Annotated in this window: 25 protein-coding genes and 1 tRNA gene; 13 read left to right on the forward strand and 13 right to left on the reverse strand. The window is 42.6% G+C overall.

What is annotated here, in order from left to right:
• Positions 1-4 precede the first annotated feature (4 nt).
• Positions 5-397 (reverse strand): hypothetical protein, encoded by a 393-nt coding sequence (locus ACP5L5_RS03780; protein WP_273303722.1) that lies wholly within the window; start codon positions 395-397, stop codon positions 5-7.
• Between the two features lie 55 nt (positions 398-452).
• Here ACP5L5_RS03780 and ACP5L5_RS03785 point away from each other — a divergent pair, with 55 nt between their 5' ends.
• The 8 genes from ACP5L5_RS03785 (at position 453) to ACP5L5_RS03820 (ending at position 5,791) form a co-directional block, all read left to right on the forward strand.
• A complete protein-coding gene (locus tag ACP5L5_RS03785; RefSeq protein WP_428761724.1) occupies positions 453-998 on the forward strand; it encodes a hypothetical protein in 546 nt (181 codons plus the stop codon).
• A gap of 140 nt (positions 999-1,138) precedes the next feature.
• A complete protein-coding gene (locus ACP5L5_RS03790) occupies positions 1,139-1,651 on the forward strand; it encodes a Zn-ribbon domain-containing OB-fold protein (protein WP_428761726.1) in 513 nt (170 codons plus the stop codon).
• A gap of 6 nt (positions 1,652-1,657) precedes the next feature.
• Positions 1,658-2,125, forward strand: a complete 468-nt coding sequence (locus ACP5L5_RS03795) for a Zn-ribbon domain-containing OB-fold protein (RefSeq protein WP_428761728.1) — start codon at positions 1,658-1,660, stop codon at positions 2,123-2,125.
• A gap of 54 nt (positions 2,126-2,179) precedes the next feature.
• Complete coding sequence (locus ACP5L5_RS03800; RefSeq protein ID WP_013604639.1) at positions 2,180-2,866, forward strand: 30S ribosomal protein S3; 687 nt, start codon at positions 2,180-2,182, stop codon at positions 2,864-2,866.
• Positions 2,844-3,071, forward strand: coding sequence for a 50S ribosomal protein L29 (gene rpmC, locus ACP5L5_RS03805; protein WP_273303730.1), 228 nt, complete (start codon positions 2,844-2,846; stop codon positions 3,069-3,071). The genes ACP5L5_RS03800 and rpmC overlap by 23 nt, the downstream gene beginning before the upstream one ends.
• The gene (locus ACP5L5_RS03810; protein WP_428761730.1) at positions 3,068-3,316 is read left to right on the forward strand and encodes a ribonuclease P protein subunit; all 249 of its coding nucleotides are present in this window, start codon (positions 3,068-3,070) and stop codon (positions 3,314-3,316) included. The genes rpmC and ACP5L5_RS03810 overlap by 4 nt, the downstream gene beginning before the upstream one ends.
• Before the next feature lie 14 nt (positions 3,317-3,330).
• Positions 3,331-3,927 carry a V-type ATP synthase subunit E gene (locus tag ACP5L5_RS03815; protein ID WP_428761732.1) on the forward strand — a complete coding sequence of 199 codons (597 nt, stop codon included), beginning with the start codon at positions 3,331-3,333 and terminating at the stop codon, positions 3,925-3,927.
• A gap of 52 nt (positions 3,928-3,979) precedes the next feature.
• Positions 3,980-5,791, forward strand: a complete 1,812-nt coding sequence (locus ACP5L5_RS03820) for a V-type ATP synthase subunit A (protein WP_013604635.1) — start codon at positions 3,980-3,982, stop codon at positions 5,789-5,791.
• A 22-nt stretch (positions 5,792-5,813) separates the two neighbouring features.
• On the opposite strand, the gene ACP5L5_RS03825 is transcribed toward ACP5L5_RS03820, so the two are convergent.
• Positions 5,814-6,380: a hypothetical protein gene (locus tag ACP5L5_RS03825; protein WP_428761734.1), complete on the reverse strand. Its 567-nt coding sequence runs from the start codon at positions 6,378-6,380 to the stop codon at positions 5,814-5,816.
• 134 nt (positions 6,381-6,514) lie between these two features.
• On the opposite strand from ACP5L5_RS03825, the gene cysS reads away from it, so the two are divergent.
• The gene (gene cysS, locus ACP5L5_RS03830; protein ID WP_428761767.1) at positions 6,515-7,957 is read left to right on the forward strand and encodes a cysteine--tRNA ligase; all 1,443 of its coding nucleotides are present in this window, start codon (positions 6,515-6,517) and stop codon (positions 7,955-7,957) included.
• A 42-nt stretch (positions 7,958-7,999) separates the two neighbouring features.
• The gene (locus ACP5L5_RS03835; RefSeq protein ID WP_428761736.1) at positions 8,000-9,844 is read left to right on the forward strand and encodes a glycoside hydrolase family 15 protein; all 1,845 of its coding nucleotides are present in this window, start codon (positions 8,000-8,002) and stop codon (positions 9,842-9,844) included.
• On the opposite strand, the gene ACP5L5_RS03840 is transcribed toward ACP5L5_RS03835, so the two are convergent.
• From ACP5L5_RS03840 to glcS, 9 genes are all read right to left on the reverse strand, one after another.
• Entirely contained in the window at positions 9,841-10,845 is a 1,005-nt protein-coding gene (locus ACP5L5_RS03840; RefSeq protein ID WP_428761737.1) for an ATP-dependent 6-phosphofructokinase, read from the reverse strand. The two genes, ACP5L5_RS03835 and ACP5L5_RS03840, sit on opposite strands and share 4 nt — an antisense overlap.
• On the reverse strand, positions 10,842-11,639 hold the full coding sequence (locus ACP5L5_RS03845) for a class I fructose-bisphosphate aldolase (RefSeq protein ID WP_428761739.1): 798 nt from the start codon (positions 11,637-11,639) through the stop codon (positions 10,842-10,844). The genes ACP5L5_RS03840 and ACP5L5_RS03845 overlap by 4 nt, the downstream gene beginning before the upstream one ends.
• 97 nt (positions 11,640-11,736) lie before the next feature.
• Positions 11,737-12,456, reverse strand: coding sequence for a creatininase family protein (locus ACP5L5_RS03850; RefSeq protein WP_428761741.1), 720 nt, complete (start codon positions 12,454-12,456; stop codon positions 11,737-11,739).
• 96 nt (positions 12,457-12,552) lie between these two features.
• Positions 12,553-12,660, reverse strand: a tRNA-Gly gene (locus tag ACP5L5_RS03855).
• 28 nt (positions 12,661-12,688) lie between these two features.
• Positions 12,689-13,258 carry a DUF309 domain-containing protein gene (locus ACP5L5_RS03860; RefSeq protein ID WP_428761743.1) on the reverse strand — a complete coding sequence of 190 codons (570 nt, stop codon included), beginning with the start codon at positions 13,256-13,258 and terminating at the stop codon, positions 12,689-12,691.
• A 13-nt stretch (positions 13,259-13,271) separates the two neighbouring features.
• On the reverse strand, positions 13,272-14,393 hold the full coding sequence (gene glcV, locus ACP5L5_RS03865) for a glucose ABC transporter ATP-binding protein GlcV (RefSeq protein ID WP_428761745.1): 1,122 nt from the start codon (positions 14,391-14,393) through the stop codon (positions 13,272-13,274).
• A gap of 87 nt (positions 14,394-14,480) precedes the next feature.
• The gene (gene glcU, locus ACP5L5_RS03870; RefSeq protein WP_428761746.1) at positions 14,481-15,353 is read right to left on the reverse strand and encodes a glucose ABC transporter permease GlcU; all 873 of its coding nucleotides are present in this window, start codon (positions 15,351-15,353) and stop codon (positions 14,481-14,483) included.
• A 6-nt stretch (positions 15,354-15,359) separates the two neighbouring features.
• Positions 15,360-16,223: a glucose ABC transporter permease GlcT gene (gene glcT, locus ACP5L5_RS03875; protein WP_428761748.1), complete on the reverse strand. Its 864-nt coding sequence runs from the start codon at positions 16,221-16,223 to the stop codon at positions 15,360-15,362.
• 52 nt (positions 16,224-16,275) lie between these two features.
• On the reverse strand, positions 16,276-17,832 hold the full coding sequence (glcS, locus tag ACP5L5_RS03880) for a glucose ABC transporter substrate-binding protein GlcS (RefSeq protein ID WP_428761749.1): 1,557 nt from the start codon (positions 17,830-17,832) through the stop codon (positions 16,276-16,278).
• Between the two features lie 284 nt (positions 17,833-18,116).
• Between glcS and ACP5L5_RS03885 the strand changes: the two genes are divergently transcribed.
• Both ACP5L5_RS03885 and ACP5L5_RS03890 read left to right on the forward strand, forming a co-directional pair.
• A complete protein-coding gene (locus tag ACP5L5_RS03885; RefSeq protein ID WP_202795169.1) occupies positions 18,117-18,431 on the forward strand; it encodes a UxaA family hydrolase in 315 nt (104 codons plus the stop codon).
• 6 nt (positions 18,432-18,437) lie between these two features.
• Complete coding sequence (locus ACP5L5_RS03890; RefSeq protein ID WP_428761752.1) at positions 18,438-19,607, forward strand: UxaA family hydrolase; 1,170 nt, start codon at positions 18,438-18,440, stop codon at positions 19,605-19,607.
• A gap of 8 nt (positions 19,608-19,615) precedes the next feature.
• Here the strand turns inward: ACP5L5_RS03890 and ACP5L5_RS03895 are convergent, their stop codons facing one another.
• Both ACP5L5_RS03895 and ACP5L5_RS03900 read right to left on the reverse strand, forming a co-directional pair.
• Positions 19,616-19,759, reverse strand: a complete 144-nt coding sequence (locus tag ACP5L5_RS03895) for a hypothetical protein (RefSeq protein WP_428761754.1) — start codon at positions 19,757-19,759, stop codon at positions 19,616-19,618.
• Positions 19,760-19,903: 144 nt separating this feature from the next.
• Positions 19,904-20,842 carry an NAD(P)-dependent oxidoreductase gene (locus ACP5L5_RS03900; RefSeq protein ID WP_428761769.1) on the reverse strand — a complete coding sequence of 313 codons (939 nt, stop codon included), beginning with the start codon at positions 20,840-20,842 and terminating at the stop codon, positions 19,904-19,906.
• Between the two features lie 51 nt (positions 20,843-20,893).
• On the opposite strand from ACP5L5_RS03900, the gene ACP5L5_RS03905 reads away from it, so the two are divergent.
• Positions 20,894-21,889, forward strand: a complete 996-nt coding sequence (locus ACP5L5_RS03905) for a molybdopterin-binding protein (protein WP_428761756.1) — start codon at positions 20,894-20,896, stop codon at positions 21,887-21,889.
• Positions 21,890-21,966: the final 77 nt, after the last annotated feature.

Below are 21,966 nucleotides of genomic sequence, written 5' to 3' on the forward strand. Positions count from 1 at the left end.
GTAATCACTCGAGACTATGCCTCTTGATTAAGTGCGTTATCGCGGAGTTCTTCGTTATGAATTCCTGACCGCACACGAGGCAGTAGTAAACGTCCATTCCATTACGCCTAACCGAAACTATCAAGTGTTCCTTAATGTGCCTAAGGAATGTCCCCTCACCATTTAATTTCGCGCCGCAGATTTCACATGTTATTGTCTTACCACCAACCCTACCATGCTTACGCATGTGGGTAACGAAGGAATTTGCGTCAACCTCAGCACCGCACTTTGGGCACTTCAGCTTGGGCCTTGGTATGGCCTTGGTTATTGCGTCAACTACTTTATTGACATCCTCACCCATGTAATCGCACAGTGGGCAGACAACCACCTTAGTTAATGCCTTAGCCGCAGTGCTCATAGTCGTGAGAACCCTAACCCTCTTACTTTTTAAGTTCTAACACCCAGCTAAGGTAATGGGTAGAGTCATAGGCTTGGCAATGCCCAGGTGGGACTTGGGTACCGTGGGTTACGTGGCGAGCTTACCAAGTGAAATTGATAATGCATACTCAGAATTATTTCTACGTTGTTATCCAACTACCGTGGATATGACTAGGGAAATGGATAGTAAGGTCTCCTGCATAGTCAATACAATTAAGAGGGGGTTACCCATAGTTAGTGTTGTATTTCTGCTTGATCCTTACGGTATCGCCAATGACATCGGTACTAAGTATGGTATTAGGAGGGAGCTCATCCTTAATAGTGTGTATTCGTGGTTTATTAATTACCTAAGGAATAACGGTCTCATTACTGACGTAGATGTGGTGGAGCTTGACCAGGAATTATCAGTATTAATGCTCAGTATTAAGGCTAGGGTTGGCGGTAATGCCAGTATGATAGCCGGTGTTATGGCTACGATAGTGATGAACCGGAGAATTAAGGTCGATGAATTACCCATAAGGATAATGGATATCCGAAATGACGCGATTAACCATGTTAGGAGTGTGTTCTCCATTCATTAATCAGTATTTCCAGCGTTCATTCACTGATCAGCCAAATGCCTCCTCATCACTGCGTATTAACCTACCCAATTACTTATACTTAAAGGCTTTTTGCGGTAGGTAGGGTGATTCTTAAATATAGCCTCATTAATGTATAGGCTATGGTAGGGGGTACACCGATTAGGGAGAGTGATATTAAGAACTACCCGCATGAGGAATGGACGAGACCATTCCAGTACAGTGTGACCGCTGGTACGGCTTACTCCAAATTCCTAGATGGCCTGAGGAATGGTAAGATATACGGCACGTACTGCAGCAAGTGTGGTCATGTGTTTGTACCACCTAAGATGTATTGCCCGTATTGTTTTAAGCCTGTGGATGGTTGGGTTGAGGCTAAGGATGAGGGCACGGTAATCACGGCGGTGGTTAGTTACATAAGCGCTACGAGGGAGCCGCTTAAGGAGCCTAGGGTTGTTGGTGTGATTAAGCTTGATGTGCCTGGCAAGGAGTTCAGTGAGCATAGGTTTCCCGGCATAATGCATTACCTATGTGTTGATCCCGAGGATGTTAAATCAATGAAGGTATTTGGCATGAGGGTTAAGGCTCGGTGGAAACCTGCCAATCAAAGAACGGGGTCTGTACTGGATATTGAGTGCTTCGAGCCTGTGAGGTGAGAGGGTATGTCCTTCGAGAAGATAAACGTGAATACGGATATTAGGCATTGGCTCCACACCATTGAACAGGGATATAGGTACACGGCCGGTCCAATAGGCACTAAGTTCCTTGAGGGCATTAAAGCCGGTAAATTACTCGCTGGTAAATGCCCTGTGTGCGGTAGGTTGTTGATTCCGCCAAAGGCCTTTTGCCAGTACGATTTCGCCGAGATTAAGGACCTCGTTGAGATAGCGCCCGTGGGTGTTGTCAGGACTTATACGGTGGTTTATGAGGATTCGTATGGAAATAAGTTGGCTAAGCCGGTAATTATTGGTTTCATAGAGTTCCCAGGGGTTGTTGGTGGTCTTATCCATTACATAATTAATGCTGAGCCCAATAATGTTAGGGCCGGGCTTAAGGTTAGACCTGCGTTCAAGCCTGAGAGTGAGAGGAGGGGTTCAATAACCGATATTATTGGTTTTGAGCCTATTTAGGGTCTTTGAAATGCCAAAAACTTAAATAGGCATAGGGTTGTTGATTTTCCTTGAATGAGCCAAACGCAGAGAAGAATTCCTGTCTATAAGAAGATACTTCAGGATAAGGTTAAGGAGTGGATGATTAAGGAGTTCCTAAACTATAGGTTGGCTAAGCAGGGTTACGTGGATTCTGACGTATTGAAAACCCCACTTGGTACTAGGATAATTATTTATGCCGAGAGGCCGAATAGGATAATTGGTAGGAAGGGCGTTATCGTCAAGGAATTAACTGATTTACTCAGTAGGAAGCTTGATGTTGAAAACCCAATAATTGATGTAACACCAATACAAAGTCCAGAACTTAATCCCAAGATTATTGCGAATAGGATTGCGTGGGCAATGACTAAGGGCGTTAAGTTTAGGAGGGCTGGCATGATAGCCATTAGGCAGATAATGGATGGTGGCGCAAAGGGCGCTGAGGTTACAATTAGTGGTAAATTAACCAGTGAGAGGTCAAGGTTTGAGAAGTACGTATTTGGTGTCATTTATAAGAATGGTTTTGATTCAAGGACGAAGGTACAGAGATTCGTGGGTCAAGTACTCTTGAAGCCGGGTCTTTACGGCATTGAGGTTAGAATAACACCACCAATTAGATTCAGTGATGAGTTTCAAATAAAACCACCAAGTAGGGAGGTAGTTACTGAGGCACAGGCACAACAGGCAGAGGGTGGTGAGGGTGGCGAGCAGGCAGAAACTTAATGCTAAGACCATTAGGGGCATGAGACCTGAGGATAGGGCTAAATTACTCAATGACTTGAGGAGTGAGTTACTTAAGCTACAGACACAGAGGGAGCGAGGTACTCTGGATAATCCTGGTAGAGTTAGGGCTATCAGGAGGGCTATTGCCAGGATATTAACCATAATAAATGAAGAGACTAAGAAAGAAAATAAGGCAGGTAAATGAGTAAGCCGTTATTATTTAAGTTCATAGAAACTGTTAATTGTAGAAATAAGTCCTTAAATGGCGTCAGTGGCATAGTCATTGATGAAACGGCTAAGACAATTAAGGTTTTGACCTTAACTGGTTCCATTAAGGTTATTGTCAAGGAGGATTGCTGGTTCTATGTGAACATTAATAACTGTACGTATCTAGTTAATGGACGTAGGCTAATTCTTAAGGGAGGGAAAGGAAAATTTTTAAATTCGTAAAATAACCTTGCCTCGTGTCTGAGCAGGAACTTACCGAGCGATTGATTAGTGGTATTATTACCCGACTTGAGAATGAGATTAATGAGTGGAGTAACAATGTTAGGCTCAGGGCTGAGGCTGAGCTTCTTGATGGCGTTAAGGCAATCATTGATAAGTACTCAAGTACTCTTGAGAATATTGATAAGGAATTGAATATGGAGAGGGAGTATAGACTTTATGATGAGATGATGAAGGAGAAGAGGGAGAAATTGAGTATTCTTGAGAAGGCATATGAGGAGGTTGTTAGTAGGATTAAGGAAAGGATTAAGTCCATGAGAGGTACTGATGACTATAAGAAGTTCCTTAGGAATTCGATTCAATGGGCAGCGTCAATAATAGGCTCACAGGAATTAGTAATAACAGCAAGCAAGTCTGACAGGAGTATTGTTAAGAGCTTGATATCGGAGCTAGGACTTAATGCGACCATAAACACAACAAGTGAGGACTTACTTGGCGTTATTGTCTCCTCCCAGGATGAGTCAGTGAGGATTGACGCAACACTGGATTCAAGGCTCAGGCTTATGGAACACCAAATAAAGACTTTACTAGCTCACTTGGCGTTGTCGGAGTAAGTCATTAATGATGTAGAATTAATTTTTTAAATATGTGAGGTTTTAGGCTAACGTGTCATCGAGTAAGGGTAAGATTGTTTATATCAGTGGGCCTGTTGTTAAGGCCGAATTACCTGGAGCATTGCTTTACGAGTTAGTCTTTGTTGGTGAGCTTGGTCTCTTTGGCGAGGTTGTTAGGATACAGGGTGATATGGCCTTCATACAGGTTTATGAGGAAACAACGGGATTAAGACCTGGCGAACCCGTTGTTAGGACAGGTGAACCACTTAGTGCATGGTTAGGTCCTGGCATACTTAATAGGGTTTATGACGGTGTTCAAAGGCCATTACCATTAATATTTGACCTAACGAAGAGACCCTTTGTTGCGAGGGGCATCAACTATGAGAAATCACCACCATTAGATTTCAATAAGAAGTGGAAGTGGATACCAACTGCCAAGGTTGGTGATGAGGTAGAGGTTGGTGATGTACTTGGTGTTGTCCCAGAGACACCACTCGTTGAGCATAGAATACTCTATCCACCGATATATAGAACTGGCGGTGTTGTTAAGTACATAGCCCCTGAGGGTGAGTACACAATAGATGATGTGATTGCCGAGGTGGAGACCAAGGAGGGCACTGTGAAGGTCAAGATGTGGCATAAATGGCCTGTGAGAAGACCAAGACCATTCAGGGAGAAGTTGCCGCCAGTTGAACCATTAATAACGGGCATTAGAGTTATTGATACATTGTTCCCAGTAGCCATTGGTGGTGCAGCGGCAATACCAGGGCCATTCGGTAGTGGTAAGACAGTCACAATAAGGACCCTGGCAATGTATAGTGAGGCTAAGCTGGTCTTCCCAGTGCTTTGTGGTGAGCGTGGTAATGAGGCTGCGGATGCATTGCAGGGATTACTGAAGCTTGTTGATCCGAACACGGGTAGACCGTTGATGGAGAGGACAACGATTATTGTCAACACATCAAACATGCCTGTGGCGGCTAGGGAGGCTAGTATATACATGGGTGTTACCATTGCTGAGTACTTCAGGGATCAAGGTTATGACGCGTTCCTGATGGCTGACTCAACGAGTAGGTGGGCTGAGGCAATGAGGGAGGTTGCCCTGAGAATTGGTGAGATGCCTAGCGAGGAGGGATTCCCAGCGTACTTACCGACTAGATTGGCCGAGTTTTATGAGAGGTCTGGTAGGGTTGTGACTTTTGGTAAGGGTAATAGGTTGGGTTCGGTGACTATAGCGGCATCAGTATCGCCACCTGGTGGTGACTTCACGGAACCAGTAACAAGCCATACACTCAGGTTTGTAGGGGCGTTCTGGCCATTGGATGCTAAGCTTGCTTACTCAAGGCATTATCCAGCCATTAATTGGCTAATGGGCTTCAGTAGGTACGTCGACACAGTGGCCGAGTGGTACCAGAAGAATGTATCCCCTGACTGGAGGGAGCTTAGGGATGAGGCTGTTAGGATACTAACCAGGGAGGCTGAGCTTCAGGAGGTCGTTAGGATACTTGGCACTGAGGCACTTAGTGAGCAGGAGAAGCATCTATTAAATGCAGCATTCATAATTAGGGAGGGCTTCCTGAAGCAGGATGCTTATCACCCAGTCGATGTTAGGTCTTTGCCACCCAAGCAGTATTGGTTATTGAGACTTATCATAACATTCTATAGGAAGGGACTTGAGGCAATAAGCCATGGAGTTCCAGCCTCAGCACTTAGAGAGTTGGATGCGGTTAAGAGACTGCCTAGGCTTAGGATGGAGGTTAAGAATGAGGAGTATAAGAAGCTAGTTGATTATGAGCAGGAATTGGTAAATGCAATAGGGAATTTAGTTAAGCAATACGAATTACAGAAAGCAACGGTTACCGCATAATTATTCGACTAATTAATACAGTCTAAATACTAATAATAATGTTCACTAATGATCTTATTAATTGATAACTTTCATTTCCACATAGAATAACCATGAACTTATCACATGATATATTGCTTAACTTCCGTAACTCGTTAGCAGCCTCCTGTGACAGCTCATCCAAGTAATTATTAAGTTTGAGTATTAGGAATCGATTTTGCGGGCATATGAATTTAATAAATAATACTGCATCTGACCCATTCCTTATTGCTATATCCCTTAGCCTAACAACCTCGTTCTCATTAATACTACGACTTATTACCGACGCATAGCACCTCTTACAATTGCACCTAAATACTTGGGAGAATTGATTAACCTCCCTTACCTCATCAATACTGAAGTCACGTAATAATTTACCAAGTAATTCTTCACCTTTACTCGTTAATTCAGCGCCACCCTTCATTACCCTAATTGCCCCCCAATTCTTAAGTTCATTCAGTACGCGCCTCACGACGCCCTCCCCCATACCAGAAACAGAGCTCAGTGAGTACCTACCCATTCTTCCATACTTCTTAAGCATTAGGAGCACTGTTAATTCCTCAGCGCTCATTCGAAGTAAATCTATATTCTAAAGTAAAATAACTTTTCCTTACCAAGTTATACTTATTAATCCTTATGATAATTGTGCCTGGTGACCATTATCTGCCCAGTAAGGGCATGTACACCAATTCAAGGGAGTTACCAATAATAGTTTACAACACCGTGTCAAAGAACCTTGAGAGAATAACCCTACTACGACCTGGCCTAGCTAGGATCTACGTATGTGGTTTAACACCATATGACTCTATGCATGTTGGTCATGCAAGAACATTCGTATTCTACGACATACTTAGGAGGTACCTGGAGTACCTCGGTGTTGAGGTTAGGTTTGTGACTAATTTCACGGACATTGACGATAAGATAATTAACAAGGCTAAGCAGGAATTCGGGAGTGACTTAATTAATAGGTGGTATGAGGTACCGAGCAGGTATATTAAGGAGTTCTTTGATGCCATGGACAAACTATACGTGAAGAGGGCATATGCCTACCCAAAGGTTACTGAGAATATAAGTGATATGTTAAAGTGGATCCAGGAATTAGTAGGTAAGGATCTTGCCTATGTGAGTCCTGATGGCTCTGTATACTTTAATATAACTAAGGTGCCGAGGTATGGTGAATTCTCGGGGCAAAAAATTGAGGATTTAATCGCGGGCGCCAGGGTTGAGCCCGAACCAGGTAAGAAGAATCCACTAGATTTTGCGCTCTGGAAGTCATGGAGTGAAGGTGAGCCTTGGTGGAATAGCCCATGGAGTCCAGGTAGGCCCGGTTGGCATCTTGAGTGCGTGGTCATGTCCAGTAAGTACCTTGGCGTACCCTTTGATATACACGGTGGTGGGCAGGACCTAATATTCCCTCATCATGAGAATGAGATTGCCATTGCCAGGGTCTACTTTGGCATTGATTACTTTGCCAGGTATTGGATTCATGTTGGTCTGGTAACCATTAAGGGCCAGAAAATGAGTAAGTCGCTTGGTAACATAATACCAATAATGGATGTGCTCAAGAAGTACGATGGAGAAGTGCTCAGGCTGTATTACTCAATGGCTCAGTATAGGAAGCCAATGGATTTCGACCCAGATGCCCTAGACCAGGTTAGGAATTCATTAATGAGTATATACGCGGCATACGACATGCTGACCGAAGTCATAAATGAAGCCCCTGATACGGGTGACGAAGATAATAAATTACTAAGTAGGGTTAATGATTTTGTTAACTCCTTTGAGGAATCGTTAAATAATGACATAAATACGAGTGGAGCGGTTGCAGCACTCATGGACTTTGCTAGGTATATAACATCCACAGTGATTTACAATACTCAGCACTTCTCAAGGACGGCATTAATGAATGCCCTAACGGCATTTACTGATTTAGCGAATATACTAGGCATATTGAACAGGACTAGGTTACCTCCATCCATCATTTCACTTATAGAGGCCTTAATTAGGGTTAGGACTCAGTTAAGGGCTAGGAAAATGTTTGACTTAGCTGATGAGATTAGGAATGAGCTCGGAAGACTTGGTGTTGTAATTAGTGATGTTGGGGAAAAGACGTATTGGTATATTGATAGGGATAGGTTATATCAATAGGTTAAGTAATACTTATTATTCTTCAATTTGATATTACACATAATGAGGACAGTATTCCTGAGTAATGGTGTATTGGCCGTATTGTATGATGAAAACTACTACATAAGGGATATTTACTATCCATTACTTGGTCAGCATCATCATCATTCCTTCAGTGGTATGTTTAAGATTGGTGTTTGGCACGATGGTAGGTTCACGTGGCTAGAGAACATTAGTAATAAGGAGATTAGGCTCAATGGTTCTAAGGCAGAGCTTCATGTCCAATGGGATGGACTTGACATTTACATGGAAGATACTGTATTAATACCACAACCTGTGCTCATTAAGCATGTTGCGATAAAAGGCCCTGGATTCATTAGGGTAATATTTTACCATGACTTTAGGTTGAATGGTTATGAGGCAGGGGATACGGCATTCTACGATCCCTCACTTGATGCGGTTTTTCATTATAAGGCTACAACATGGTTCGGGGTAGCATCAACAAACCCAATATATGAGTACACCATAGGTAGGAGGGATCTTAATGTTGTTTTACCTGATTGTGAAGATGGCATTTTAAGTAAGAACCCAATAGCTCAAGGCTCTGTGGCATCCGCAATATCCATAGCAAGCCCCGAGTTTTACTACTTCGTTATTGCCGGTGATAATTATGAGAAGGTTATGAGGTTGATAATTGAGCTTAGGGATGAGGATAATATACGAACATACTTCCGTAGGTCGATTAATTACTGGAGCAATGTTGCGTCTGAGTATGGTGATGATGAATTAGCTGCGCAAAGCATTGTTGTATTACTTGGACATGTTGGTATTAATGGTTCAATTCCTGCTTCCTTGGACACATCAATAATAAAGTTCAACCTGGACACGTACGGCTACCTATGGCCTAGGGACGCGGCGTTTGCTGCCATGGCCCTTGACATGGCTGGTTACTATACATTCACGAAAAGGCTCTACTCATTAATGTTTAGGTTATTTGGTGGCGAGGGCTTCCTATTCCAGAAGTATAATCCAAGTGGTACCTGGGGCTCGACGTGGCATCCATGGACCGTCAGGAGTAGGAAGTCGCTTAATATTCAGGAGGATGAGACGGCCACTGTGATCTACGCCTTCTGGCACTATTTCCAGAGGACTAGGGATTATGACCTACTTAGGGAGGTTTATGATGTAATAACTAGGGCTGCTAACTTCATGGTTAATTTTAGGGATGAAAAATTGAAATTACCCCTAGAATCCTTTGACCTATGGGAGGAGAGACTTGGCGTGCATACGTATACCGTTGCATCCGTATATGCTGGCTTACTTGCTGCGAGTAATTTGGCCAAGATGCTTGGTGAGTATGAAAGTGCCAGTAAGTGGGAGGAGGCTGCCATGGAGATTCGAGAGGCAATTAGGAACTACCTATTTGATAAGGATAGGGGTGTCTTCTATAGGTCTGTCAGGGTTGATAACGGTAAGGTAATTGAGGTCGATAAAACGGTAGACGCAAGTATCATGGGTATTTTTCTCTTTAATGCATTTGATGTTTATGAGCCAATGCTCGAGAGTAGTGTTAAGGTTATTATGGATAGGCTTTGGGTAAGGCCCATAGGCGGCATTGCTCGTTATGAGGGTGATTACTACCAAAGGGTTCCCGGTGATTACAGTGGTATTCCTGGTAATCCATGGATAATAACGACCCTGTGGGTTACCCAGTACTACATGGTTAAGGGTGATTGTTATAAGGCCAGGGACTTAATATCATGGGTTAATAAGGTGAGGACACCCACGAACCTACTACCTGAACAGGTAGATCCGTTTAAGGGATTACCAACGTCAGTAACGCCTTTAGTTTGGAGTCATGCTGAATACTTAAGGACTTACATAATGAGGAAGAAACAATGTGTTTAGAGTCCCCAATATATTTCGTACAGTCTCATCCAATAACCACTCACTAGCCTATTCTTGCCTAAGATCTCTGTTATGGGTATATTGACTATATCACCATTCCTATAGGCAACCATTTTACTGAAATCACCATCTTCAATTAAACTGTGGGTTTCCGTGGCAAATCTAACGGCTAATACCCTATCAAATGCCGTTGGAGCTACACCCCTAATTATATGCCCCGGAACCACGGCTCTAGTTTCAAAGCCAGTAATTTTCTCAATATATTGAGCTAATTCATTACCAACGCCACCAAGCCTCGAATGCCCAAACTCATCCCTAGGTCCACCGTACTCCTTAATACCCTCAGAAACAACAACCAAGGCCCACCCCCTATCCCTATACACCTCCTTAACCCTATTAGCCACGACATCCCAGTTAACAGGTCTCTCGGGTATGAGGACGAAATCAGCCATTGTAGCCAATCCAGTGAATAGGGCTATCCAGCCAGCTTCCCTGCCCATGACCTCAACAATACCAATCCTCTCATGAGAGATCAACGTAGTCTTAAAGGACTCCGTTACTCTGATGGCCTCATTAACCGCAGTATCAAAGCCAATAGTATAGTCAGTACCATATACGTCATTATCAATAGTCTTTGGAATACCAACGACATTAGCCAAACCCCTCGCCTGGGTCTGCGCAGCGGCGCTCAGGGTATCGTCACCACCAATGGCCACAATAACATCCAAACCAAGCTCCTTAAGATTCCTGGCAAAGGTCTCAACCCTAGTCTCATCCTTAAATGGATTTGTTCTCGATGTCCTAATGAATGTACCACCTGTGAATGCGAAGTCTATTAGGTCCTTAGACGTGACCCTCCTAACCTCCTTATCCAGTATTCCCCTCCAGCCATGGAATATTGCATAAACCTCATGCTTCCTCTCCAATAATTTAGTCAGTGTATATACGGCTATGTTAAGCCCTGGAGCATCACCTCCACCAGTAAGTATGCCAATTCTCACTTGACCTCACCCAATACCTCAACTACCTTCTTACCACCATAAACTATTTCTGAAAGCACCCTAGTGAATTTTAGGGCATCCCTTCTCTGCCACACGTTCCTACCAACGGCAATACCAATGGCGCCAGCCTCAATAACACCCTCAACCTGCCTTAGGAACTCCTCCTCAGTCTTTGTCTTTGGTCCACCAGACATTAATACGGGAACCTTACCAGCTACTTTCACAGCCCAGGAGAATGTCTTCGGATCACCAGTATACTTTATTTTCATGGCATCCGCACCAAGTTCGAGAGCCACCCTAGCCGCATAGGCAACAATCTCCGGTGCCGTTTCATTAGTTACCTTACCACCCCTTGGATAAGACCAAACAATAAGTGGCAAATCGAACTTAACTGCTTCCCTCTTTATCCTAGCCAATTCCTCAAACATCTTCCACTCATAACCACTACCTGGATATATTGTGTAGCCCACGGCAGATGCACCTAGGCTAACCGCCTCCTCAACGGTGCAGTTAGCCACTGATATTGGCTCACCATTGTATAGGCTTGTCTTACCATTCAACTTAACAATAAGTGGCACACTACCATCATAGTACTTCTCCGCAATACCCCTCTGGAAAACAACACCGTCAAAACCAGCCTCACGTGCTAATTTAATTATGTACCCTGGATCAACCGCATCAGGGTTGTCCATGAAGTCGGTTGGGCCGTGCTCAATACCGTGGTCATAAGCCAGTATTATTGACCTACCTCTCCTTGCGAAAATCCTTAGGAACTTCTCAACTAATGCAGTCATTAATTACTTCCTGAATAAACCCATATTTAATATATGGATGTTAGAAATGTGTTGCCGGGTATAATTATTATTACTCTAATGACTTTCCCAAGTGCTATTACCTTTCATTATCAATTGTAATTCCATAGATGTCCTGGATTTGCCTAAGTATGTCATTAACCATGAACCTAAGTATTTCGGAACCAACCTCAGGCTTTACGAGATCCCTACTTAACGAACCAACAACACCCGTTCTACTAACATCGATTGTCCTAACAATATTAATATTACCACTAACATCAACATTAATAATCCTATCCCACCTAACCAAGTCCCTATTTATCGCCGCGATCAAGGATGTTTCAACGGCATCTGCATGCCCAAAGGATGGGAAATACCTCGTTATAAAATCAATGACCCGCCTATTATACGCATAATAATGATAAATCCTCGGATTCCTCCTCGAGTAATTCCATTCCTTAACAACGATATTTAACGCATCGACATTACCACCATGCCCATTAACAAACACAACGCCAACCGGGTCCCACGCAGAAACCCCCTCAATAAAATCAAGGATATAGTGAATTAAGTTTTCAAAACGAACCCACGTAGTACCCGTAAATCCCACGTGCTCCATTGAGGAACCAACAGCAATCACAGGATAAAGCAACACCCTACTCGGCAACCTACGCTCGACTTCCTCAGCAACGTAGTTTGCAATGATCGAGTCAGTACCCAAGGGTAAGTGCGGACCATGCTGCTCCACAGAACCAATAGGCACAATAATCAATGAATCCTTAGGTACATCATCACGAGTTATCTCCAGAATTCTCACATAATAACATTAACTACGTGTTTATTAAAAACTATGTTTAGGTTGAAACATAACCATAGATAAATATGGACATGAAAATAAAAGAAAGAGTTGACCTGGTGCGGCCGCCGGGATTCGAACTTACCCCGCACGCCCAATCGGACGCACGGCCGGGTTCTGCGGCTCGGCAGGCCGCCATCCTAGACCAGGCTAGACTACGGCCGCCGCGCGGAATGATAATTTTGAGAGAATTTTAAGTTTTTTGTATCGGTCTTAGGTCCTGTTCTTCGATTTTGAAGGATTTCATGGTCGTTAGGGCACTGTCTATTTTTCTTAGTAGGTTTTCCTTGTTTATCCAGGGTATTTCATTGCTTGTGATTAACTCTCTTGCCCTGATTATTAATCTCCTGAATGCCTCTGGGTTGTTTTCCTGGATTTTCACGAAAGCTGCAGCTAATATTATTAATCCTTGTATGCCCTCGTCCTTACTCTTATGCCAAATCCTCTCAAGAGCTTCATGGGCTTCCCAAAACCGTTCTTCATTAAATAATCTGACGTACGTCATTGCGGCATTTTCCTCATTGAGTACTTTATCTTCATTCTCTTTATTTATACTTATTAATTCTCTAATGATAAAACCAAGTGACTTTATTTTTTCTATGGTCATGTCATTTATGTACAGATCTATTTCAATATGATCACTTGCAATTCTTACATTTATTATCTTAAGCCCTGCTCGTCGTAACTCATTCATTAATTCCTGCCTATTAGCTGGTGTGAGTCCAGGATTGTTAACGATGATTAAGGTCCTATTGCCCTGCATTAGATATGTAATTTTATGCTGTTATTATATTCTTTAATTCAGGGTATATTAATCTCTCCTCCTTATTGAAGATCTTCATCTTATCAGGCTTAATAAGTAAGTGGGCTTCTCTTCCTGGTTCAATCGGTTCATCCGACACTACTATAATGTTTATACTCTCGTCGGATATTGGGGATACTACTATCCTGAAGACGCCTAGGGTATAACTTGAAACTTTAACCCTTATTTTACCAACATTAACAAATCCATGTATGTCCTGCTGCTCTATGAGTATTTTCATTTCATCTGGCCTTAGTCCAATTATGACTTCGTTATCATTAATTAATCCTTTAACTAGCGGTATTCTTAAATTAGCTATAAGTGCCGTGTCCTCGACCACCTTAGCAGAGAGCAGATTTATATCGCCACTAAGTGCTGCTATTAATGTCGTAGCTGGCGTATTATAAATATCGGTTGGGCTTCCTATTTGAGCAAATTTTCCATTTATTATTACACCAGCCGCATCAGCTATTGAGAATATGTCTGCAGGATCATGAGACACTATTATTGTTGTCAACTTACGTTCCCTCTGTATCCTCCTTACCAAGGCCCTTGCACTATCCCTTAATGCAGCATCTAAATTACTAAATGGTTCATCTAGTAGTAAAATCTTAGGGTTTTTCACTAACGCCCTTGCCAGTGCCGTTCTCTGCATTTGCCCGCCTGATAATTCCTTTGGGTAATGGTTAAGGACTCGTGTGAGTTCAAGTTCCTCAGCGATCTCCCTAACCCTCTTATCTATCTCGTGTTTGCTCATTTTAGCCATTTTTAACGGGAACGCTATATTATCGTAAACAGTCATGTTGGGATATAATGCCCAATTCTGAAAGACCATGGCTATATTCCTCCTCTCCGGTTCAATAACGATTCTACCTGGCTCTGACATAAGTTCATCATTAAAGTAAACATAACCATCAGTGGGTATTTCAAGGCCTGCTATTAGCCTTAATAGTGTTGTTTTTCCATGGCCACTTGGTCCAAGAATTCCAAAGGCTATTCCATCACTTATTTTATATGTTATATGATCTACGGCCTTAATTATATTCTTCCCTTTCCTGAAATACTTAGTTAATTCTTCCATTCTGACTGTAACCATAACTGACTTCTAATGCCTTGTACTTTGCTTTAAGTTTTTTGTGAGTAAAAATGTTTTAATGATTTTTATGAGTAAAATACTGCATGGTCATATACCCTTGGCACCACCACCGAGTGCAGCTAGACCCCTTATGAAATATCTGCCTAGGAAGGCGAATATAATGAGTGGCACTAATGATGTTATTACACCAGCCGCAAATGATCTATTATAAAGTATTGCATAACCCCCAACGTATTGCCTAGCGGCTACTGGTAGCATGTAGAGGCTTGGTTTTGTGGCTATTATTAATGGTGTAAAGAAATCCTGCCAAACCATGAGGAATACAAATATTAATGTCGATAGGAATCCTGGCAAGACTAGTGGAAATATTACATGCCAGAATATGGACCAATCACGTGCACCATCAAGCCTAGCACTCTCTACTAGGTAATTAGGTACAACAGGTAGGAATATTGACATTAATAGTGCTGACATTGGTAGGTAGAATATGAAGTATGCAAAGGCAAGACCCCAATAGGTTTGGTAGATCCCTAGTGATGAAGTTAATTCAATTAAGGGCACGGTTAATGTCTGGGCAGGTAAGAATGTGGCTAGCGAAATTATTGAAAAACCTACATTACTAATCCATGGTCTCCTCTCCATTTGCATATAGAAGAAGTAAGCACCCATACTACCTAAAATTACTGAGGCTAGTGCAACAGGAATTGTAATTAGTAATTGGCGTATCATGGGAAATTCAAGACCAACTAATGTACCGAAACCAAACCAATCAAAGTAATAGGCCTCCGTCGAGAATTGCCTAGGTAGTAACAGGATTGGAGCAGATGCAGCTTCCATGTTTGATTTGAAGCCACCAACAATCATGGCGTATAACGGAAATAACCATAAAATAACAAACATAACTGCAATCAACTGAAGTATTGCATACTTAATGACCCTAGTAATGTATTTATTACTCATGCTTATTCACCTCCTGAAGACCCACCTCTTAAGTCCAAGCAATGCATATGGTATAATCACAATAGCGGCTATCACAGCCACAAGGGTAGCCAACGCAGCTGCAACTGAGAAATACTCAGAATAAGCAAACAGGTAATAGATGTATGTTACTAGTGTCATTAATGTTGGGCTTGTTGCTGATCCACTCATTATAAATGGTATGTCAAATATCCTAAATGAGAATAGGAATAATAATGCTGTGGTTATTATAAACCCATTCATTGAGTTTGGTAATAATACCCTAAATAGTAAGTTCATGCTAGATGCGCCATCCAATCTAGCGGCCTCTATTATTGACCTATCTACACTTAGAAATGAAGCCAGGTAAAAGAGTACGGCTAAGCCCGTATATGCCCATACTTCAACTAACACCAGTGCTAATTGCGTATTTAATGGTGTTGCGAACCAAGGTATAGATGGCAAGTAGAGTTTTGATAGTAACCAATCTATACCAATCTGTGGATTAAATAGCCATAACCAAACTAGTGCAGTTGCTGTTGGTGGTATTGCTATTGGGTAGATGAATATTGATAGATATATGGCTCGTTGAGTATTATTAGGCAGGAAATAAAGTAAGGCGGCAAGTAATAATCCAAGTATATTACCAATCGCTACGAGACCAACTGTGAAGAGTATTGTGTGCTCTATTGATGCATAAAAGAAGTTCTGTGTGAATAGGTAGAGGTATGATAATAGGCCTGTGAATTTTGGGAATGGATTAAATAATGACCAATTCTCGAGTGATATTACGAAGTTCCATATTAATAGGAATACAATGATTCCTCCGAAGAATAATGTGGGTATTGCCATTATCAGTGATTGCCTTATCATCAAAATAAAAATTGTTTAATATTTTTAAGTTTTAATGAAGGGTATTATGCTACTAACTGCTTGTTTGCCACCAGGGTGTGTATGGTTGGTAGTGGTATGTTGTTGGGTTGACCCATGGTGGTAGGTAATTGGCGAATGGATGCCCTGGGTAGCCCATGTAGCCCAGCCCAAGCTTAACAGCAGCCATCCACTCATTATACGTCTCCTGCTCAGCAGAGACTAAGAAACTATTAAACGTTGGTATATAACTAGCACCTACTTGCTGGAGGCTCGAAACATAAGTATTTAAATTGCTAAATACATCATCAAACAAACCACCATCACTAGGAGCAATTGTGAACTGATTAGGTGGTGTTGATATTAATTGCTCGTAGTCAAACCACTGGGCTGGTGTTGGGTAGAAATCAGTACCATTGCTCCAAATTATTACGCCCTTGCCGCTCGAGGTCCAGATCTCCATACCTATGTATGAATCCCAAAACTCTGCCAGTTTGATGGCGGCGCTCTCATAAGGATTCTCATAAGCAGGTACGGCTACCGAATCTATAACTAATACGTAAATGCCCTGAGTTCCTGGAAATGGTTCCTCCATTAGTGTTATGTTTGTCCAGCTTGTATATGGTGATGTTGCTGGGTAGGTTATTGTGTGGTACCAGATGTATGCATATTCAGTTATCCAGTTACCGTTCACTTGGAATGCTGCCTTGCCCTGTATTATGTAGGCTAGGCCTGATGACCATGTCATTGTTTGCCATCCAGGGCAGTCATACTGAGTGAATAGTAGGAAGTATTGATCTGTTTTGTTTATTAGGCTTGCTATTGCTGGATCGTTGAGGTTTAGTGTGCCGTATAGGAGTTCATTCATTAATTGGGCGGCCTGGGCAGGCCCGTATTTCTCACCAGCAAGGCCGAGGAATACGTACTCCCAAAGGTTAAGCTGATCCCAACCACCATCACCGCCAGGTATGATCCAAATACAAGTCATACCATGAGAAGCAAGATACAGAGTCTCATTAGCAAGCTGCTCAACAGTAGTCGGAATAGGCAAACCATACTCAGCCAAAACCTGAGGATTGAAGTAAAGCATACCGCCCCTGTGAATATTAGTTGGTAGTGCAAACATCGTTCCATTAAACATGCCCGCAAGTACAGCCTCAGTCACGCCCTTGCTTAATAACCCAGTTTGTGCAGCAATTGACGTGAAGTTTACGAAGTCCGCTGGCCCGTGAGGCATTATCTCAACGTAAGACAAAACCTCAGGTGCGAAGTGCGCCTGGAAACTAGCTGGCGGTTTACCTGCCTCCAACATACCTAATATTACGTACTTAGCATTTGTACCACCAGCACCAGGTACTGAGTAATACTCAACGGAATAACCTGGGTAATACTTCGAGAAATTGCCGGCAACCCATGCCAAACCCTGTGGATCTTCAGGACCCCACCATGTTAAGAATTCAACAGTAGTTGGTGAGGGTGCTGTTGGTGGTTTATGGCTTATTGTCGAATAATACCATGCAGCTACAGCGCCGATTATAACTACGATCACCACAATGGCCACGATCGCTATTAATGCAGTTCGTGAAATACCCACATTAGACGGACCATTCATACAGGAAAAAACTCTATATTTCTCTCTAATAAATTTTATGGGTTATAATAGTATACCCAATTTATATTGCTAAATAGATAATTCATATTACTTGATATTAATATTATGATAATTTTTCATAGAAATACATACAAAAGCATAGAATTCCTCAAAGAATTAAGTAAGTAATATTGATAAAAATAATGATTTATACCGACCTTAGTATAATTAGCTTAACGTATGAAGAAATAATGTTAACTATGTTTGATATAGTACTTATATTTTATGCCTTTTATCATTACCTGATGTCATTAGAAACAATCGTGGAGAGACAGGCCTTAGTGCTTAATTCAAGCGATAATGTAGCAATAGCACTTAGGGATTTGAAAGCTGGTGAGGAGGTTGTGGTTAGGATTGGTGATTCCGGCTTAAGGGTGAAGTTTCTTAATGATATACCCTTTGGTCATAAGTTTGCCATTAAGGATATACCTAAGTGTGATTATGTAATCAAGTATGGTCACGTGATAGGTAGGGCTAAGAGGGATATCAAGGTTGGTGAACATGTGCATGTTCATAATGTGGAGAGTTTGACAGTCGTGCATAGTGTTTGCAGGGGGTGATGAATCATGAGTAGACCCACAATACTTGGTTACGTTAGACCTGACGGCAGGGTTGGCATTAGGAATCACTTGCTCGTTATGTCCACGGTGATTTGCTCAAGCTTTGTTACACGAAGGATTGCGGATCAGGTAAAGGGCGCTGTGGCCATCGAGAATCCGTTTGGTTGCGGCCAATTAGAGCCCGATCTAGAAGTTACCAAGAGGACCCTGATTAATACTGCTAAGAACCCCAATGTAGGCGGCGTATTAGTTGTTGGCCTTGGTTGTGAACAGATTCAGGCTGATGATTTAGTTAAGGAGATCGAAAGGACAGGCAAGCCTGTGGAGAGGGTTGTTGTTCAGGAGGAGGATGGTGGAACGCCAGCTGCTATTGAAAAAGGGGTTAGGCTTCTCAGGAGGATGGCTGAGGAGGTATTAACCCAAAGGCCTGAGGAGGTTGACATATCGAACCTAACAATGGGCGTTGAATGCGGTGGTTCAGATGCTACCTCAGGCCTTGCATCAAACCCTGTGGTTGGTTATGCATCGGACAAGCTAATTGATCTTGGTGGGACCGTGATATTGTCAGAGGCTCCAGAGATGATTGGTGCAGAGGAGATACTGGCCAATAGGGCTGTTTCTAGGGAGGTTGGTGATAAAATAATTAGAATGGTGAGGAAGTGGGTCGACCTTGCTGCATCATATAACGTGGACCTCGTCGGTACACAGCCAGCTCCCGGAAATATTGCCGGCGGGATCTCAACCATCGAAGAAAAATCCCTGGGTGCGATAATTAAGGGAGGCTCAAGGCCAATACAGGGAGTTGTTGATTACGCAGAGGAGGTGAAGGGTAAGGGGCTTTGGTTAATGGATACACCAGGCTATGATGTAATGTCCGTGGTCGGTATGGTTGCTGGTGGTGCTACCCTGGTCGTATTCACCACAGGCCGTGGAACACCCACCGGCAACCCAATAGCCCCCGTGATCAAGGTCACGGCTAACCCATACACAGCTAAGAAAATGCGTGAGAACATGGATTTTGATGCAAGCACGGTAACGCTTGGTCAAGAAACCATTGAGCAGGCAGGTGAGAGATTATTCAAGCTAATAATTGATGTGGCTAGAGGTAAACCAACAAGAGCTGAGTTACTTGGCTTCAATGAATTCGTAATACACAAGATAATACCATCATTCTAATTAAACTATTAAAGCAATAATTGTTCAGTCTCTTTAAGCGTTCCCCTGATTAAGTCAACCTCAAGCCCAAGGGCCTCTAGAGCTGTGACTCCAAGCACGTTTATGTCCTTCTCCTCACCGAAGATCACAGTCACAGCGCTTCTTTTACCCATAATCTCAATAGCAGCACCACCAACATCACGCTCAACATAACCACCAAATACAGGAAACTTTCTTCTTGCTCATGTCAGCTGGATTATAGACCTTAAACCTAACCTTAACAATACCCATCAACATTTTAAGCGACTAACGACCTTTTAAACCTGCCCATCGCTGATGTTTGCTAATTCGTAGTAGAGTTTTAGTAGGGCTTGGGTGCCCTTTTCGCCGAGCCCCTTGGCGACTAGGGCATTGTATAGTTGTAGTGTTAATGCTGTGCCTGGCAACGAGACGTTGAGCTTATTCGCGGTCTCTATGGCGTACTTAAGGTCCTTCCTTAGGTGGGCTGCCCTGAATCCAGGTTCGAAGTCCCCCCTCATCATCTTAGGCATGTAGTATTGTACTGTGAATGAGTTTGCGGCTCCCGTGGATAGGACCGTGAATAACTTCTCCATATCAATGCCGGCCTTCCTAGCCAATGCCATCGCCTCGGCAACGGCCAGCATGTCAATACCAACAACTATTTGATTAAGGAGCTTAAGCATCTGCCCATTACCAACATCCCCAGCATAAATTATTGTCCTACCCATAGCCTCAAATACAGGCTTAACCCTCTCAAAGACCTCCCGCTTACCACCAACCATTATAGTCAATGTGCCCTGCCTAGCACCAACATCACCACCAGTCACCGGTGCGTCCAGAAATTCAATCCCATATTCAGCCAATTTCCCCGCGAAGTACTTAGCGTAGTCAGGGGAGTTCGTACTCATGTCAATCACTACCAACCCAGGATGAGCCCCATTGACAACACCATCCTTACCAAACAGCACCTCCTCAACATCAGGCGCATCAGTAACCATTTCAATAACGACATCAGATTTCTCAGCAACCTCCCTAGGCGAATTCGCAACAGGTATTCCCAATTTAGCAAAGGGTTCTGTCTTCGACCTCGTCCTATTATAAACGATCAATGGAAATCCGGCCTTATGAATATTCATCGCCATAGCACTACCCATAATACCTAAGCCGATTAGTCCAACTTTGGTTTTGTCCATACTACTTAAATTATGGGTAAGCCTGTTAAATACCTTGCTTATAACTGGTTTAATGAGGATTTAATTATAAAGGCGCATTAATCAATACGTACTGTGAGGCTTGTTAGGGTTGAGGATGCTGTTGGGCAGATTCTTGGTTATGACACGACATATGTCGGTAGGGATGGAGCAGCTTTATTACTGCCTAAGGGCCACGTGATTACTAATGACGATGTTGAAAGACTTAAAGACTCGGGGGTTTACTTCGTTTGGATTGAGGGTAATGAAGAGAGCAGTAACTTGATGTATGAGTGGGAGATCGCTGAGGTAGTGGCTAATGCATTGGCTGGTGAGAATACATACGTAAAACCAGCGAGACAAGGTTCGGCCCGGATACTATCAAGCATTAATGGGGTCTTAAAAATAAATGTAGATAGACTTCGGGAATTTAACCTAAATGGTAATGTGCTCTTAATTACGAAAACAAGCATGACTGGTGTTGTTAAGGACGAGCTTATTGGTATTGTTGATGTTGTCCCGCTGGGTATGAGGAGAGAGGATGTTAATGAATTACTCAAGTATAGGGACTTGGTCAGTGTTGTTCCATTTAGTAGGAGGAGGATTGGCATTGTCATAACAGGTACGGAAATATACCAAGGCAGGAAGAAGGACCTTTACCACCCAGTGATAAAGGCAAAGGCTGATAGATATGGATGGGAAATTGTTTATAGTACGGTTGTTCCTGACGATGAGGAGAAAATAATAACGGCAATAAGGGAGGCAATAAACAACGGTGCAGAGACAGTAGTAGTTACTGGAGGTATGTCCGTAGATCCAACAGACAAGACACCAATAGCAATTAGGAACCTGGGAGCTAAGGTCATAGCCTATGGAATACCCATCAAACCAACAACAATGACAATGATAGCCCTACTCAATGGGACACCAATACTCGCAATATCAGCGGGAGGAATATACTACAGCGATTACAATGCTATCGACGTTTTCCTACCAAGACTCATGGCGGATTTAATACCCAGCAGAGAGGAGATAGCGGCAATGGGTCATGGAGGAATATTAGTGAGTTATAAGTTTGAACGAAGGACTTAGTGAAGTTTATTAGAAATTTGTATCGATTTATTTTCTAATTTGAATATTATTTTCAAGTCTATATATTTATATTAACG

The sequence above is a fragment of the Vulcanisaeta sp. genome, from assembly GCF_049966235.1.
In the GTDB taxonomy this organism is placed as follows: Archaea; Thermoproteota; Thermoprotei; order Thermoproteales; family Thermocladiaceae; genus Vulcanisaeta; species Vulcanisaeta moutnovskia.